Annotated in this window: 13 protein-coding genes and 1 tRNA gene; 5 read left to right on the top strand and 9 right to left on the bottom strand. The window is 71.0% G+C overall.

Going from position 1 to position 16,345, the window contains the following annotated elements; all coding sequences use genetic code 11:
* Positions 1-353: 353 nt before the first annotated feature.
* Positions 354-1,787: an MFS transporter gene (locus DEI82_RS01210; RefSeq protein WP_111013867.1), complete on the bottom strand. Its 1,434-nt coding sequence runs from the start codon at positions 1,785-1,787 to the stop codon at positions 354-356.
* Positions 1,788-1,945: 158 nt separating this feature from the next.
* Here DEI82_RS01210 and DEI82_RS01205 point away from each other — a divergent pair, with 158 nt between their 5' ends.
* Both DEI82_RS01205 and gap read left to right on the top strand, forming a co-directional pair.
* Positions 1,946-2,893, top strand: coding sequence for a GlxA family transcriptional regulator (locus DEI82_RS01205; RefSeq protein ID WP_111035522.1), 948 nt, complete (start codon positions 1,946-1,948; stop codon positions 2,891-2,893).
* Positions 2,894-2,986: 93 nt separating this feature from the next.
* Positions 2,987-4,006 (top strand): type I glyceraldehyde-3-phosphate dehydrogenase, encoded by a 1,020-nt coding sequence (gap, locus tag DEI82_RS01200; RefSeq protein ID WP_111035521.1) that lies wholly within the window; start codon positions 2,987-2,989, stop codon positions 4,004-4,006.
* A gap of 8 nt (positions 4,007-4,014) precedes the next feature.
* Here gap and DEI82_RS01195 read toward each other — a convergent pair.
* Positions 4,015-4,099 (bottom strand) — tRNA-Ser (locus tag DEI82_RS01195).
* Between the two features lie 360 nt (positions 4,100-4,459).
* Between DEI82_RS01195 and DEI82_RS16080 the strand changes: the two genes are divergently transcribed.
* Positions 4,460-5,134, top strand: coding sequence for a hypothetical protein (locus DEI82_RS16080; protein ID WP_181435057.1), 675 nt, complete (start codon positions 4,460-4,462; stop codon positions 5,132-5,134).
* Positions 5,135-5,237: 103 nt separating this feature from the next.
* Here DEI82_RS16080 and DEI82_RS01180 read toward each other — a convergent pair whose 3' ends face one another.
* The 5 genes from DEI82_RS01180 to DEI82_RS01160 all read right to left on the bottom strand — a co-directional run bounded on the left by DEI82_RS01180 (position 5,238) and on the right by DEI82_RS01160 (position 10,212).
* Positions 5,238-6,128 carry an HAD family hydrolase gene (locus DEI82_RS01180; RefSeq protein ID WP_111035519.1) on the bottom strand — a complete coding sequence of 297 codons (891 nt, stop codon included), beginning with the start codon at positions 6,126-6,128 and terminating at the stop codon, positions 5,238-5,240.
* The gene (gene serS / locus DEI82_RS01175) at positions 6,125-7,387 is read right to left on the bottom strand and encodes a serine--tRNA ligase (RefSeq protein WP_111035518.1); all 1,263 of its coding nucleotides are present in this window, start codon (positions 7,385-7,387) and stop codon (positions 6,125-6,127) included. The genes DEI82_RS01180 and serS overlap by 4 nt, the downstream gene beginning before the upstream one ends.
* A gap of 148 nt (positions 7,388-7,535) precedes the next feature.
* A complete protein-coding gene (locus DEI82_RS01170; protein ID WP_111010130.1) occupies positions 7,536-8,615 on the bottom strand; it encodes a diacylglycerol kinase family protein in 1,080 nt (359 codons plus the stop codon).
* A 114-nt stretch (positions 8,616-8,729) separates the two neighbouring features.
* A complete protein-coding gene (gene pheA, locus DEI82_RS01165) occupies positions 8,730-9,689 on the bottom strand; it encodes a prephenate dehydratase (protein ID WP_111035517.1) in 960 nt (319 codons plus the stop codon).
* 10 nt (positions 9,690-9,699) lie between these two features.
* On the bottom strand, positions 9,700-10,212 hold the full coding sequence (locus DEI82_RS01160; RefSeq protein WP_111010134.1) for a MarR family winged helix-turn-helix transcriptional regulator: 513 nt from the start codon (positions 10,210-10,212) through the stop codon (positions 9,700-9,702).
* Positions 10,213-10,329: 117 nt separating this feature from the next.
* Here DEI82_RS01160 and pgm point away from each other — a divergent pair, with 117 nt between their 5' ends.
* The gene (gene pgm / locus DEI82_RS01155; RefSeq protein WP_111026486.1) at positions 10,330-11,952 is read left to right on the top strand and encodes a phosphoglucomutase (alpha-D-glucose-1,6-bisphosphate-dependent); all 1,623 of its coding nucleotides are present in this window, start codon (positions 10,330-10,332) and stop codon (positions 11,950-11,952) included.
* Between the two features lie 65 nt (positions 11,953-12,017).
* Here the strand turns inward: pgm and DEI82_RS01150 are convergent, their stop codons facing one another.
* Positions 12,018-12,731: an alpha/beta hydrolase gene (locus DEI82_RS01150; RefSeq protein WP_181435056.1), complete on the bottom strand. Its 714-nt coding sequence runs from the start codon at positions 12,729-12,731 to the stop codon at positions 12,018-12,020.
* Positions 12,732-12,971: 240 nt separating this feature from the next.
* Between DEI82_RS01150 and DEI82_RS01145 the strand changes: the two genes are divergently transcribed.
* Positions 12,972-15,389: an MDR family MFS transporter gene (locus DEI82_RS01145; protein WP_375334601.1), complete on the top strand. Its 2,418-nt coding sequence runs from the start codon at positions 12,972-12,974 to the stop codon at positions 15,387-15,389.
* A gap of 100 nt (positions 15,390-15,489) precedes the next feature.
* Here DEI82_RS01145 and DEI82_RS01140 read toward each other — a convergent pair whose 3' ends face one another.
* The gene (locus DEI82_RS01140; protein ID WP_375334603.1) at positions 15,490-16,341 is read right to left on the bottom strand and encodes a DNA-methyltransferase; all 852 of its coding nucleotides are present in this window, start codon (positions 16,339-16,341) and stop codon (positions 15,490-15,492) included.
* Positions 16,342-16,345 lie beyond the last annotated feature (4 nt).

Here is a 16,345-nt window from a genome sequence, read left to right as displayed (position 1 = left end):
GGGACGAGCGCACTCGGACCCTCGATGTGGACGGGGCAGGACCTCAGATCGCGGGTGCCGCGGCAGCTGCCGAACGCAGCCGTCCGGCCGACCCCGACGACGGTCGTCCACGCCACCGCACCCGTCCCCGCCACCGCACCCGTCCACGCCACCGCACCGACCTGGATGCCCCGCGCTCGCCCCGGTTCGACTCCGCCCTGCGCTGACCCCATGTCGCCTCCGCCCCTGGTCCGGAGCGCGTGGCTTCCACACGCTCGAACCGGAAGGCTGCCAGGCGACCGTTCGATGCGCCAAACATCCTGAATACGGGATACGAAGTACGAAGTCGAACCCCGAGCGGCGCGGAGCCGCGCCTACCGGCGCGCGCGCGCCCGGTCGGCCCGGTCGCTCGTGCGCGCCCCGCCTCCCACGACCGAGAGCGGCTGCGTGACGGACTCCAGGCCCTTCCGCGCCGCGTCCACCCCGAAGATCAGGGCGATCACACCACCGAGCACCATGATCGCGGCGCCCATGAGGTACCCCCAGAACAGCGGGGTGCGGCTCGACCCGTCGCCGATGAACGCGCCGTAGATGAGGGGCGCGACCGCGCCGAAGATCTGCGCGAGGGCGAAGAAGTACGAGATCGCCTGCGACCGCAGCTCGAGTGGGAAGATCTCGCTCACCGTCAGGTACGCGCTCGACGCGCCGGCGGACGCGAAGAAGAACGAGACGCACCAGAACACCGTCTGCCACGTGGCACTGATCGCGTCGGCCTGGAACAGGAACGCCGAGACGGCCAGCACGATCCCCGAGACCAGGTAGGTCAGGAAGATCATCTGCCGACGGCCCCAGGTGTCGAACAGGCGACCGAGCACGAGCGGCCCGAGCAGGTTGCCGATCGCGAACGGGAAGAAGTAGATCGACGTCTGCGAGGTCTGCAGGCCGTAGAAGTTCGTGAGCACGAGCGCGTACGTGAAGAAGATCGCGTTGTACAGGAACGACTGCGTGATCATCATGGTCGCGCCCACGAGCGTCCGAGTGGGGTACTGCCGGAACAGCACACCGACGATCGTGCGGAAGCCGACGCGATCGAGCGGCGTGACGTCCATCGCCTTCGACTCGTCGACCCGCTCGAGCGGTCGGCCCGACTCCCGCTCGACCTCGGCCTCGATCCGGGTCACGGTGTCGTCGGCCTCCTGCTCGCGCCCGTGGGTCATGAGCCATCGCGGACTCTCCGGGATGTGTCGCCGCAGGAAGATGATGAGGATGCCGAGCACCGGGCCGATGAAGAACCCGATGCGCCAGCCGACGTTCTCCGAGAAGTTCGCGGTGTTGAGCAGGTAGATGTTCGCGGCCGCACCGATCGCGGCACCGCCCCAGTACGTGCCGTTGATCGCGATGTCCACGTGTCCGCGGAACCGCGACGGGATGAGCTCGTCGATCGCGGAGTTGATCGCCGCGTACTCGCCACCGATACCGAGGCCGGCCACGAACCGGAACACCGCGAGGAACGCGAAGTCCGGCGCGAACCCGGCGATCCCCGATCCGACGAGGTAGATCGCGAGCGTCAGGAGGAACAGCTTCCGTCGACCCAGCCGGTCCGAGAGCCGCCCGAACACGAGCGCGCCGATGACCTGTCCGAACAGGTAGATCGTGCCGAGGTCGGCGACCTCCTGGGTCGAGAGGCCGAGCGGCTTCTGGAATCCCGCGTTCGACACGATCTGGATCTCGAGGCCGTCCAGGACCCACGAGATCCCGAGGCCGACCACGATCGACCAGTGGAACCGGGTCCAGGGCAAGCGATCCATCCGAGCCGGGACGAGACTCCTGGTCGGCTGATCACGAACGGCGCCGGTGCTGCTCATGTCGGTGTTCCTCCTCGCACGGCCGCCCCTCGGCGGCACGCACCGGTGACCGTACGCTGGACGCGCGTCGAGTGTTCGCGGGTTCGGGCTACCGTCGCAGGATGGCTGTCCGACCGCACCGTGTGGCGGTGCTCGTGTTGCCCGGCGCGAAGCCGCTCGACGTCGGGATCCCCGCCCAGGTGTTCGCCAACCGGCCGAGCATGCCGTACGAGGTGCGCGTCTGTGGCCCGAGCGTCGGCACCGTCCGCGGCGGGGACGGCCTCGCGTACGCGGTGGGACGCGGGCTCGAGGCCGTCGACTGGGCGCAGACCGTGTTCGTGCCCGGGTACCGGTTCCCGGCGGACACGCCGCCGCCTCCCGAGGTCGTCACGGCACTCCGCGACGCGCACGAGCGCGGCAAGCGTGTCGCCGCGATCTCGACCGGGGCGTTCGCGCTCGCTGCGGCGGGCCTCCTGGACGGGCGCCGGGCGACGACCCACTGGCACTACACGCGGGTGCTGCAGGACCGGTACCCCGGCGTCGAGGTGGACGAGGACGTGCTCTTCGTCGACGAGGGGTCGGTGCTCACGAGCGCGGGGGCGGCGAGCGGCATCGACCTCTGCCTCCACATCGTCCGACGCGACCACGGCGTCGGGCTCGCGAACCACGTCGCCCGACGGCTCGTGAGCGCGCCCCACCGGAGCGGCGGCCAGGCCCAGTACATCGAACGGACTGTGCCGGACTCGACCGACGACACCTTCGCGACGACGCGTGAATGGGCGTTGCGTCACCTCGGCGACGCCCTGACGCTCGACGCCCTCGCCGCGCACGCGAACGTGTCCGCCCGGACGTTCTCACGCCGCTTCGTCGAGAGCACCGGCTCCACGCCCATGCAGTGGGTGCTCCGGGCGCGCGTCGACCTGGCGCGGGAGCTGCTCGAACGCTCGGACCTCGCCGTCGACCAGGTGGCCGCGCGGGTGGGGCTCGGGACGGACGCCAACCTGCGTCTGCACTTCCGGCGGATCCTCGGCATCTCCCCTACCGCTTACCGTCGCGTGTTCCAGCAGTAGCCCTGGCGCGATCCTCCCGGATCATGACGTTCCTGCCACTGGAGCGGGCCTCCCGGCTCGATGACGATGAGCGGAGGAACGGAAGGAACCCACATGACCCACATCGGCATCAACGGATTCGGCCGCATCGGCCGCAACACCCTGCGCGCGCTCCTGGCCCGCGGCGGCGAGGACCTCGTGGTCGTCGCCGTCAACGACCTCACCGCACCCGCGACCCTCGCCCACCTGTTCCGCTACGACTCCGCACTCGGCCCCTTCGATGGCACCGTGGAGGTCGACGACGACACGCTCGTGGTCGACGGTCAGCGGATCCGCGTGCTCGCCGAGCGCGATCCGTCGGCACTGCCCTGGGCCGACCTGGGCGTCGAGGTCGTCCTCGAGTCGACCGGCCGCTTCACGGCACGGGAGGCCGCTGCGCAGCACCTCGAGGCGGGCGCCCGTCGCGTGCTCGTGAGCGCACCGGCCACCGGGGCGGACGTGACGCTCGCCTACGGCGTGAACACCGACGCGTTCGACCCGGCCACGCACACCGTCGTCAGCAACGCGAGCTGCACGACGAACGCCCTCGCGCCGCTCGCGAGCGTCCTCGACGACCTCGCCGGCATCGAGCACGGGTTCATGACGACCGTGCACGCGTACACGCAGGAACAGAACCTGCAGGACGGCCCGCATCGGGACCTCCGGCGAGCGCGGGCCGCGGGCGTGAACATCGTCCCGACGACCACCGGCGCCGCGAAGGCCATCGGACTCGTGCTCCCCCGACTCGACGGCAAGCTCTCGGGCGACTCCATCCGGGTGCCCGTCCCCGTGGGGTCGATCGTCGAGCTGAACACCGTCGTGGCCCGTGACGTCACGGTCGACGAGGTGAACGCCGCCTACCGTGCGGCTGCCGACGGGCCACTCGCCGGGGTGCTCGCGTACACGGCGGACCCGCTCGTGTCGACCGACATCACGGGACGTCCGGAGTCGAGCGTGTTCGACTCGCTCCTCACGCGCGTCGACGGCGGCCGCCACGTCAAGGTCGTCGCCTGGTACGACAACGAGTGGGGGTTCTCGAACCGGGTGGTCGACGCGCTCGGACTGCTCGCGCGCGCCACCGCGCACGCCGCGTAGCCCGTCGGCGGAGGGTGTGGGATTCGAACCCACGAGACATCACTGCCCACTTGTTTTCAAGACAAGCTCCATCGGCCGCTCGGACAACCCTCCTGGCTGGACCACCTGACGGTGGCGACCGGCGCGTGCGAGTCTAGCGAGCCTCCCGGCCGGGAGGCACGGCCTCGGCCAGCCGCGCCGCTCGCCCTGCCGACCCTCCCGCCGAGATCGCAGTTGTTGCCGCTCTGAGCACCCCCAGAGCGGCACCTTCTGCGATCTCGCGATGCGGTGGACGAGCGGCAGCCGGGACGGCCGGGAGGCGCCTCCCGCACCCCGTGACGGAACCGTGATCGGTGTGACGGAACCGTGATCGACAGGCCGCGGCGCACCGACGACGGAACCACCAAGATGAGCGTCGGGGGACGTGGAGCGGATGCCACGGGGCACCGGCGTCTCCCGGAACGGAACTCCTCGATGTCCACCACACCGCGGTCCGCGATCGTCCTGATCGCCGCGACCGCTCTCGTCGTCACCCTCGCCGGCTGCAGCACCTCGACCGCGGCCGACACCGCCACCACGGTCGGCCACACCGGACGCCCGAGTGCGTCGGCCACCACGACGACGCCCACGCCCAGCACGACCGCGACGCCCACCACGCCGCCGGCCGCCACACCATCCGCCTCCCCGACGCTCGACCTCGCCGACCCGACGACGTGGACGATCACGGGTGCCGGCGTCGGGCCGCTCACCATCGGCGGTTCGGTGACGGCCGAGGGCGCGTCCATGACCGCGTACACCCGCTCGGACGACTGCCCGAACCCGAACATCGCGATGTGGCGGCGGACCGGTTCCTCCGTGTGGACCCAGGCACTGCCGGACGCGCGCGACGTCGTGCACGGGATCCTCCTGCAGGGCGCCGGGGCCTCCTCGCCGAAGACGGCGCAGGGCGACACGCTCGGCACACCGCTGGCGACCCTCGAGGCGCACCACCCCGACCTCGTGCAGATCCGCGAGGACGACCAGGAGGACTACCGCGGCTACCAGGACCACGGCGCCTGGATCGTGTTCGACGTGCGGTCGACGCCGCAGCAGGTGCGGTCGATCTGGGTGAGCACGGACAGGGTGCCGCCCTACGAGTTCTGCGGCTGACGCCACGTCATCCCACCGGGATCGCAGTCGTTGCCGCTCACACCACCGTCGAAACGGCAACGACTGCGATCTCGCGGAACCGGGAACCGGGAACCGGGCCGGGTCAGCGCGGGAGCGTCGCGAGTGCGGCGGCCAGACCGTCCTCCGCGACGCTCCCGGTGACCTCACCGCCGGCAGCGACGACGTCCTCGGGCGCCTGGCCCATCACGACGCCGCGGCCGGACTCGGCGGCCCAGTGCAGCATGTCGATGTCGTTCCGGCCGTCGCCCGCCGCGAACACGCGCGACCGTGGGACGTCGAGCACGGACCGGACCCGCTCCATCGCGCTGGCCTTCGTCACGCCCTCGGGCGCGATGTCGAGCCAGGCGGTCCACCCCACGTTGTAGGACACCTTGTGGAGGCCCATCCGGTCCACCGCCCGCAGGAAGTCGTCGAGGTCGTGGTTCGGCGAGATGACGACGACCCGGGTGGCCTCGACGCCGAAGAGGTCGTCGAACGCGACGTGCTCGACGTCGGAACTCAGGCTGCCCTCGGGGAAGATCCCGTGCACGCGGTAGTGGCCGGTCTCGTCCTCGACGCCGAACGCGGCGCCGTGCAGGGACCCGCGGATGGTGCGGAGGACCTCGGTCGGGTCGAAGGACTCCACGAACGCGCGGCGGTAGCCCCCGCGCTCGGCGTCCTCGGGGGCGTCGCTCCGCTCGAGCGTGATCGCGCCGTTCGCGCACACCAGGAACCGTGGGCGGATCCCGAGGGCCGCGACCACGGGCAACGTCATGGAAGCGCTGCGACCGGTCGAGAGCATCACCTCGTGTCCGGCCTCCACCGCAGCATGGACGGCCGCGCTCGTCGCGTCGGTGATGACGCCGTCCTCGCGCATGACCGTCCCGTCGATGTCGAGCGCCACGAGCCAGTGGTCCGGCCGCGGCGCCGTCGACGTCGCACCCGAGCTCGCCCCGGGGTCGGGGACGGCCTGCTCGCGGAGGTCGTCGGTCATCGCGGCTCGATCACCTCGGTGCCGCCGAGGTACGGGCGGAGGACCTCGGGCACGACGACCGTGCCGTCGGCCTGCTGGTGCGTCTCGAGGATCGCGACGAGCCAGCGGGTCGTGGCGAGCGTGCCGTTCAGCGTCGCCACCGGGGCGGTCTTGCCGGACTCGGTGCGGTGCCGGATGTCGAGGCGGCGGGCCTGGAACGTCGTGCAGTTCGACGTCGAGGTGAGCTCGCGGTAGGTCCCCTGCGTCGGCACCCACGCCTCGATGTCGAACTTGCGGGCGGCGCTCTGCCCGAGGTCACCGGCGGCGACGTCGATGACGCGGTAGTGGAGGCCGAGCGCGCCGAGCATGTCCTCTTGGTAGGAGACGAGCCGGTCGTGCTCCGCCTCGGCCTCGTCGGGGTGCACGTACGCGAACATCTCGAGCTTGTTGAACTGGTGGACCCGGAGGATCCCGCGGTTGTCCTTGCCCGCGGACCCGGCCTCGCGTCGGTAGCACGTCGACCACCCGGCGTAGCGGAGGGGCCCGTTCGACACGTCGAGGATCTCGTCGGCGTGGTAGCCCGCGAGCGCGACCTCGCTCGTGCCGGTCAGGTACAGGTCGTCGGCGGGCAGGTAGTAGATCTCGTCGGCGTGCTCACCGAGGAACCCCGTGCCGGCCATCGTCTCGGGGCGCACGAGCGTCGGGGTGATGAGGGGCTCGAAGCCGTGGGCGATCGCCCGGTCGAGCGCGAGGTTCATGAGCGCGATCTCGAGCCGCGCCCCCATGCCGCGGAGGAAGTAGAAGCGCGAGCCGGACACCTTCGTGCCACGCGGGATGTCGATGATCCCGAGGTGCTCGCCGAGGTCGGCGTGGTCCTTCGGCTCGAAGTCGAACTCCGGCTTCGTGCCGACGGTGCGCAGGGTGACGAAGTCCTCCTCGCCGCCGCTCGGGACGCCCTCGATGATCGGGTTCGCGAGCTTCCCGACGGTCGTGCGGAACGCGTCCTCGGACTCGGTGACGATCGCCTGGGCCTGCTTGACCCGGGCGGCGAGCGCCTGCGCCTGCTGCACGAGCGCCGCCTTCTCGTCCTTCGGTGCCTTCGCGACGGTCTTGCCGAACGCGTTCTGCTCGGCACGGAGCGCCTCGAACGACGAGATCGCGAGCCGACGTGCGGTGTCCGCGGCGAGCGCCTGGTCGACGAGCTCCACGGAGTCACCACGGGCCGCCTGCGATGCCTTGATCCGGTCGGGGTGGTCGCGGAGGAGCTGCGGATCGATCACTGGAGCATCTTACCGACCGCCCCCTCGCGCCGGTCCGGCGCCGATCGGACGGGAGGGACGGCGCGCGCCCGTCCCGCGCCTCCCGGCCGCCGCACGGATCGTGCAGGAGGTTGGTGGGTGCCGGACGTCCGTCGTCGGCGGCCGTCGCTCAGTGCAGGACGTGCCCGACGGGCACGCGCACGGTCAAGCCGCCTTCGTCGATGCGCGCCCGGAACGCCCGGATCCGACCCACCGGGTCGCCGTCGATCTCGAACTCGTCGGGCGTCTCGAGCCGCACGACGATCTCCTTGCCGCGCATGTACCGCAGCGGACGTTCCTCACGTGCCCGGGCGATGATCCGCTCCCCCACCGCGGTCTGGCCGATCTTGGTCGATCGCGCACGCCGCAGGATCGCGTTCTCCCACATCAGGCGGGCGCCGATCCGGGCCCAGCCGAACACGGACTTCGGGCGCAGCGCGACGACGTCGAACACGCCGTCCGTGATCGTGGCGTCGGGCAGCAGGAGGATACCGGCCTGCAGGGTGCCGCAGTTGCCCACGATGAGCGTGTGGGCGCGGAGCGAGCGGTTGCCGGCACCGTCGAGGTTGTAGCGGGCCTCCATGCTGTCGGAGTCACGGAGTGATCGGGCCACGGCGTCGACGTAGGCGAGCCAGCCCACCCGTTTCTTGAGCTCCGGGCGCGTGTTGGCGAGCATCCGGGCGTCGAGCCCGAGCCCGGCCATGACGAGGAACCCGAAGTCCTCACGCTCCCCACCCTCACGCTCGACGGTGAGCATGCCGATGTCGACCGCGCGGTCCTCGCCGTGGAACAGGGTCTGCACGCTCGTGTCCATCTCGTCGAGCGGGAACCGCATGTTCCGCGCGAGCAGGTTGCCGGTGCCGCTCGGCAGCAGCGCGAGCGACGCGCCGGATCCGTGCACGACCTCGGCGACGATCCGCGTCGTGCCGTCGCCGCCCGCGGCGGCCACCACATCGGCACCGGCCTCGAGCGCGGCCCGGGCCATGCCGGCGCCCGGGTCCTCCTCGGTCGTCGCGAACCAGAGGGTCTCGCTCCACCCGGCCTCACGTTCGTAGCGGCTCACGCTCTGGCGCAGGGCCGGCAGGTCGACCTTGATCGGGTTGTAGACCACGGCGGCGGTGTGCTGGCTCGTGGCCGAGTGGGCGGCGGTCGAGGGCACCGCGGCGACGTCGTCGCGCGGGGCCGCATCGGTCTCGGGGGGCGTCGTCATGCGACAACGCTACCGGGACCGCCAGATCCGTCCTCTCGGCCCCCGGCTTCTGTGGACGGCCGGGTCGTTCCACAGGCGCCCACCTGGTGGGTCACCGGCGTCCGGCCCGCCGCGTCAACCAGGCTCGCCCGCGACGATCCGGCGGAGCCACTCGCGTGCCTCGGTGAACGCTTCGTCCCGGTACCGGGCCTGCACCTCGGACGCGTGGCCGTCGGCCCTGGGGTACGACCCGAGGAACGTCACCCGGGGGCTGAACCGCCGGAGGCCGAGGAGCGCGTCCGCCACGCGCTCGTCGTGCACGTGGCCGTCCAGGTCGATGACGAAGCGGTAGCGGCCGAGCTCGTCGCCGATCGGCCGCGAGCTGAGGAGCCCCATGTTGATGCCCCGGGTGGCGAACTGCTCGAGCAGGTCGACGAGCGCACCTGCGCGGTCGTCCGGCAGCTCCACGACGACGCTCGTCTTGTCGGCGCCGGTCCGGGCCGGGATCGCCAGGTCCCGCGACACGAGGACGAACCGCGTGACGGCGAACGGGTTCTCGCCGATGTGCTCGGCGAGGACGGCGAGGTCGTGGTGGTCGGTGATGCCGGGCGGGGCGACCGCGGCCTCGGCGAGCGCCCCCGCGGCCGGGTCGAGGAGCGCCGCCGCCGCCGCGACGTTCGACGACGCGGGGATGTGTCCGTGCCCCGGGACGTGGTCCTCGAGCCAGCGGTAGGTCTGCCCGTACGCGACCGGGTGGGCGTTCACGGTGCGGACGTCCGCGAGCATGGTGCCGTGCCGCGCGACGAGGACGAAGTCGACCGGCACGAGGTACTCGCCGATGATGCGGACCCCCGGGATGCGCGCGAGGGCGTCCTGCGTGGCGGTGACCCCACCGTCGACGCTGTTCTCGATCGCGATGACCGCGCCGACGCTCCGTCCGCTCATGACGTCGTCGAGGGCCTCGCCGACGTTGTTGACCGACCGCCAGGGCTTGCCGGCGGCCGCGGCGACCTGCTTGAGCGCGGCCTCCGTGAAGGTCCCGGCCGGTCCGAGGTAGCTGTACGTGTCGGACGCGGAGGCATCGGGCTCGGCCATGCGGCCGACTCTATTGCACGGGCGGACGGCCATCCGGGTCGGTGAGGGCGGCGAGGCGACCCTCGGGGTCGAGTCGGCGGAGCATCGCGCGGAGGTCGGCGTCGAGCTGCCGGAAGCGGTCCTCGCCGATCGCGTCGACCACGAGGTGGCGGGCGTTCCGGACGTGGCCGGGGGCAGCGGCGACCACGGCCTCCCACCCGGCGTCCGTGAGTCGGACGTCCGTCGCCCGCCGGTCGTCCGTCGACGGGCACCGCGAGACGAGCCCGCGCTTCTCGAGGCGGGTGACGACGTGGGACAGCCGGGGCAACGAGCTGTTCGTGGCGGCGGACAGGGCCGTCATGCGCAGTGTGCGGTCGTCGCGTTCGGAGAGCATGGCGATGACCATGTAGTCGAAGTGCGTCAGGTCGGAATCGCGCTGCAACTGCTGGTCGAGCGCCGCGGGCAGGAGCTCCATGACGGCGACGAGGCGGATCCACACGCGGACCTGCTCGCGGTCGAGCCAGGGCACGTCGTCCGTCGTCATCCCCCGATCCTACGGAATGGTTGTCGATGCAACCGGTGTCATTCCTCCCTGGACCCCGTCGGGCGCCGGCCTGTGGACAGTCGGGCACAGGACACGGCGCGGTGCCAGGATGGGCGCATGAACGACCGTGCCGGAACGCCCGCGACCGCCGAGGACCTCGTCGATCTCCAAGAGCTCGTCGACGCCTACTACTCGCGGGTCCCGGACGCATCGAACCCCGAGCAGATGGTGGTGTTCGGCACGTCCGGCCACCGGGGCTCCTCGCTCGACACCGCGTTCAATGACGCACACATCGCCGCCATCACCCAGGCGATCGTCGAGTACCGCGCGCAGCAGGGCACCACGGGGCCGCTGTTCATCGGCCGCGACACGCACGCGCTGAGCGGTCCGGCCGAACGGACCGCGCTCGAGGTCCTGGCCGCGAACGGCGTCACCGTGCTCGCCGACAAGGACAACGGGTACGTGCCGACGCCCGCGCTGAGCCACGCGATCATCCGCTACAACCGCGAGGGCCACGACGACACCGCCGACGGCATCGTCATCACGCCGAGCCACAACCCCCCGCGCGACGGCGGCTTCAAGTACAACCCGCCGCACGGTGGGCCCGCGGACAGCGACGCGACGAAGTGGATCGCCGACCGGGCCAATGCGATCATCGCCGGCGGTCTCGTGGACGTGCAGCGCCAGGAGCAGGCGAGCCCCGGCCGGTACGACTTCCTCGACACGTACGTGCACGACCTGGCGGACATCATCGACATCGCGGCGATCAAGCGCGCGGGCGTCCGGATCGGCGCGGACCCGCTCGGCGGCGCCAGCCTGCCCTACTGGAACCGCATCCGGGACCACTACGGCCTCGACCTGACGGTGGTGAACCCCGACGTCGACCCGACGTGGTCGTTCATGACCCTCGACTGGGACGGCAAGATCCGGATGGACCCGTCGAGCCCGTCCGCCATGGCGTCGGTGCTCGCGCACAAGGACGAATTCGACGTCCTCACGGGCAACGACGCCGATTCCGACCGGCACGGGATCGTCACGCCCGACGGTGGGCTCATGAACCCCAACCACTACCTGGCGGTGGCGATCGAGTACCTGTACTCGCACCGTCCGCACTGGCGGCAGGACGCCGCGATCGGCAAGACCCTCGTCTCCTCGAGCATCATCGACCGCGTGGCGGAGTCGCTCGGCCGGACCCTGTGGGAGGTCCCGGTCGGGTTCAAGTGGTTCGTCCCGGGCCTGATCGACGGCTCCGTGGGCTTCGGTGGCGAGGAGAGCGCGGGTGCCTCGTTCCTCCGGATGGACGGCACCGCGTGGACGACCGACAAGGACGGCATCATCCTCGCGCTGCTCGCGTCCGAGATCATCGCCGTCACGGGCAAGACACCGTCGCAGCTCTACCGCGAGCTCACGGAGCGCTTCGGTGACCCGGTGTACCAGCGCGTCGACGCCGCTGCGACGAAGGCCCAGAAGGCAGCGCTCGGCAAGCTCGACGGCGACGCGATCCAGGCGGACACCCTGGCGGGCGACCCCATCGTCGCGAAGCTGTCGAAGGCCCCGGGCAACGGCGCGGCCGTCGGTGGGGTCAAGGTCGTCACGGACCGCGCGTGGTTCGCCGCACGCCCGTCCGGCACCGAGGACGTCTACAAGATCTACGCGGAGTCGTTCGTCGGGCAGGAGCACCTCGAGCAGGTCCAGCGCGAGGCCAAGGAGATCGTCGACGCCGCGCTCGGCGGCGCCTGACGACCCGGGCACTCGGTCGGGAGGCACGGTGCGGCTCCGCCCCGCGCCTCCCGATCAGCTGACGGTCAGAGCACGCGCTGGTACCGCAGCCAGTTCTCGCACAGGCGCGTCCACTGCGAGGTGTGCGGTTCCTTGACCGCGGTGCCGAGCCCGTGCCTCCCGTGCGGGAACAGGTGGAACTCGACCGGCACCTCGTTCCGGACCAGGGCCTCCACGTACGCGAGTGCGTGCGTCGCGCGCACGATGCGGTCGTCCGCCGTCGTCCACACGAAGGTCGGTGGCGTCCGCGCGTCGACCCGGGTCTCCATGGACAGCTCGCGCCGGAGCCGCCACGACGGTGCATCGCCGAGCAGGTTCCGCATCGGCCGGGTCCGCGTCGGGTGCTCCATCGAGACGACCGGGTAGTTGAGGACGCAGAACGCGGGCCGGTCGTCGTCGGGGTCATCGATCCCGTTCGCCAGGCACGCGGCGAGGTGCCCGCCGGCGCTCGAACCGACGACACCGACGCGCGCCGGGTCCACGTCGATCGGCGCCGCGCCCGACCGCAGCCAGCGGAACGCCGCCCGTGCCGCGTCCAGGGGTTCGGGGTGCCGGTGCGGGGCGACCGGGTAGCGCAGCACGACCCCGTGCACGCCGATCCCGGCGAACCACTCAGCGAGCAGCTCCGAACTCGGGCGGCCGTGTTCCTCGTACCCACCACCGGGCAGCACGAGGACCGTCGGACGGGGGCCGGGCAGATCCGCGGGTCGGTAGGTGAGCCCGGCGGGTTCGGAGACCATGCGGCGGAGCCTACCTACGCATCGGCACAGATCGCGGGGCCTCCGTCCACAGGTCGCCCGGAGCTCGATCAGGTCGGAGCGACGGGGAATACCCTGGCGTGATCGTCGCGTTGTCGCCTGAGTTGCGTGACCTGTAACTTTGCACGCGGCGCAAACTTCTCGGCAACGGCGGCCCGATCGATTCGAGCACCGAGCGCCGCCGGACATCCCAGACCCCGCACCAGACGGAGAACCAGCACAATGACCCAGACCGCGACGCAACGGGCCGGCACCTCGTCGTCCCCCACCACGTCATCGAACGCGGTGATGTCGCACCGTCAGATCCTGCTCGTGATCTACGGCCTCATGGCCGGCATGTTCCTGGGCGCCCTGGACCAGACGATCGTCGGGACCGCGATCCGCACCATCGGTGACGACCTGCACGGGCTGAACGAGCAGGCGTGGGTGACGACCGCGTACCTCATCGCGTCGACGATCATGACCCCGATCTACGGCAAGCTGTCCGACCTCTTCGGGCGGCGACCGCTGTTCCTCATCGCCATCGCGATCTTCATCATCGGCTCGTTCGCCGCGTCGTTCTCGACGTCGATGGTCATGCTCGCCGCGTTCCGTGGCGTGCAGGGCCTCGGTGCCGGTGGCCTCATGTCGCTGCCGCTCGCGATCATGGGCGACATGTTGGCCCCGCGTCAGCGCGCCAAGTACCAGGGGTACTTCCTCGCGGTGTTCGGCGTCTCGTCGGTCATCGGCCCGCTCGTCGGTGGTCTGTTCTCCGGCGCCGCGCAGATCCTGTTCATCACGGGCTGGCGCTGGGTGTTCCTCATCAACGTGCCGATCGGCATCGCGGCGCTGATCATGGTCATCGTCTTCCTGCATCTGCCGCGGGTCGGTGACAAGCGCAAGGTCCGCATCGACTACTGGGGTGCCGCGCTCGTCGTGGTGACCCTCGCGCCGCTCCTGCTCGTCGCCGAGCAGGGTCGCGACTGGGGTTGGACCTCGGTCGGATCGTGGACCTGCTACGTCATCGGCGGGCTCGGCCTGCTGGCGTTCATCCTCGTCGAGCGCGCGATGCGCGACGACGCGATCATCCCGATGAAGCTGTTCCGCTCGCGGGTGTTCTCGATGTCGACGATCCTGGGCGTCCTCGTCGGGTTCGGCATGTTCGGCGCGCTGCTGACGCTCCCGCTGTACCTGCAGATCGTCAAGGGCCTGACCCCGACCGAGTCCGGGTTCGCCACCCTCCCGATGGTCCTCGGACTGATGATCGCCTCGATCACCTCCGGTCAGATCATCTCGCGGACCGGCAAGTACCGGATCTTCCCGGTGACGGGCACCGCGGTGACCTCGATCGGCTACATCGTCCTGACGTTCATCACCGTCGACAAGCCGCTGTGGTTCCTGCTCATCGCCATGTTCTTCATCGGCCTCGGGCTCGGCCAGCTCATGCAGACCCTGACGCTCGCGTCGCAGAACTCGGTCGGTCCGCGTGACATCGGCGTCGCCACGAGCGCGTCGACGTTCTTCCGGCAGATCGGTGGAACGCTCGGCACGGCGATCCTGCTGTCGGTGCTCTTCGCGAGCATGCCGACGAACATCTCGACCGCCATGGAGAACAAGAGCACCCTGACGAACGGCCTCGACGCAGCCCTCACGCCGTCGGTGGCCAACGCGTCGAAGAACGCCGGCGTCATGAAGCAGATCTGGAACCCGATCGTGACCCCGGTCAAGAAGAAGATCCAGAGCCAGCTCGACCAGGGCGCGACCCAGGCGAAGGGCCAAGCCGACCAGGCCGTCACGAAGCAGGTCACGACGGCCGTCCAGCAGCAGGTCAGCGCCGGCAAGGTCCCGGCGGCCGCCGCGCAGTCGGTGATCCAGCAGCAGGTCGCCGCCGCGCGGCCTGCCGCGGAGCGCAAGGCACTGCGGGCCGCGGCCGCACAGGCGCACGCCTCCGTCCGCAACGGCGGGCTCCGGATCGACTACGCGAACGCCTCGCAGCGGAAGCACGTCGTCACCGCGGTCGCGCCGACCATCATCAAGCAGGTCAAGAAGGGCTCGTCGAACGCGAAGAGCACGACGAGTGACACGAGCGACACGTCGTTCCTCAACGGCGCCGACCCGCGCTTGACCAGGGCGTTCCTGACCGGGTTCAACAACTCCGCCGTGCAGATCTACTACGTCGGCCTCGGCGTGCTCCTGCTCGCGTTCATCCTGACGTGGTTCTTCCGCACGCCGCCGCTCCGCAAGGTCTCGGCCCTGCAGGAGCAGGCGAACGACGCTGCGGGGTCCGTGCCGAGTGGCGCTGCCGGGCACAACGGCGGGAGCGACGACCTCGACGTCGGCGCTCAGGGTTCGGCCGCGTCGATGGGTTCGCTCGTGTCCCCCGACACCGGCGCGGTCGACATCGTGCCGACCTCACCGGACGTGTCGCTCGACAGCGGTGAGACCCGCGCGCCGCTCGCGGATGCGCCGACGCACGGGGCACACTCCGCCGCCGCCGCGGTCGACTCCCCGAGTCGTGTGCACAACGAGTCGGACGCGCCCAAGCACGCCGCACCGGTCCTCGAGGCCGAGCGGGGCAGGGTAGCCGCCCCCGCCGCCTCGCCGACCGACGGCACCACGGACGCCGACCACGCGGAGCGGCACGGCAAGCACAGCGCCTGACGCCGACCGTCGACGCATCGCGTCGGCACGGCGACGACCACGAACGCCCCGGGGAGCACCCGGGGCGTTCGTGCGTGTGGGCGGTCCTCCGCGCCCGCGGTCAGACGGCCGGGTCCTCGACGTCCGCGGCGGGCGGCTCGGCCGTGGTGAACACCGCCGCGGGCAGACGTCGCCGCATCACGGCGATCGCCTCGGGATTGTCGTCGACGAGCAGGAACCGCCGTCCGAGCGCCGCCGCGACGGCCCCGGTCGTCCCGCTGCCGGCGAAGAAGTCGAGCACGAGGTCCCCGGGCCGACTCGACGCCTGGACGATCCGGCGGAGCACCCCCTCGGGCTTCTGCGTCGGGTACCCGGTCTTCTCGCGACCCGTCGGCGACACGATCGTGTGCCACCACACGTCGGTGGGGAGCTTGCCGCGTTCGCGCTTCTCGGGCGTGACGAGGCCGGGCGCCATGTAGGGCTCGCGGTCGACCGCCTCCGAGTCGAAGTGGTACCGCTCCGGGTCCTTGACGTAGACGAGGATCGTGTCGTGCTTCGTCGGCCAGCGGGTCCGGGACTTGGCGCCGTAGTCGTAGGCCCAGATGATCTCGTTGAGGAACGCGTCGCGGCCGAACAGCGCGTCGAGCAGGACCTTGGCGTAGTGCGCCTCGCGGTAGTCGAGGTGGACGTACAGCGTGCCGTCGTCGGCGAGCACCCGCCAGGCCTCCGCGAGCCGCGGCTCGAGGAACGACCAGTAGTCCTCGAACCGGTCGTCGTACCGCATGAGGTCACCCCGGACGCGTTCGTACGACCGCCCCTGGAACCCCCGGACGGGGCCGTCGACGGCGCGGACCGCCGTCGACGCACGACGCGTCTGGGTCCGTCCGGTGTTGAACGGCGGGTCCAGGTAGACGAGCGTCGCGAGCCCGTCGGGCAGCGTCGCGAGGACGTCGAGGTTGTCGCCGTGCACCACCCGG

Origin of the sequence: Curtobacterium sp. MCBD17_019, from assembly GCF_003234555.1 — a bacterium.
Classification (GTDB): Bacteria; Actinomycetota; Actinomycetes; order Actinomycetales; family Microbacteriaceae; genus Curtobacterium.
Note: the sequence above shows the minus strand (reverse complement) of the source record. Positions and strands in the feature narration are given on the sequence as shown.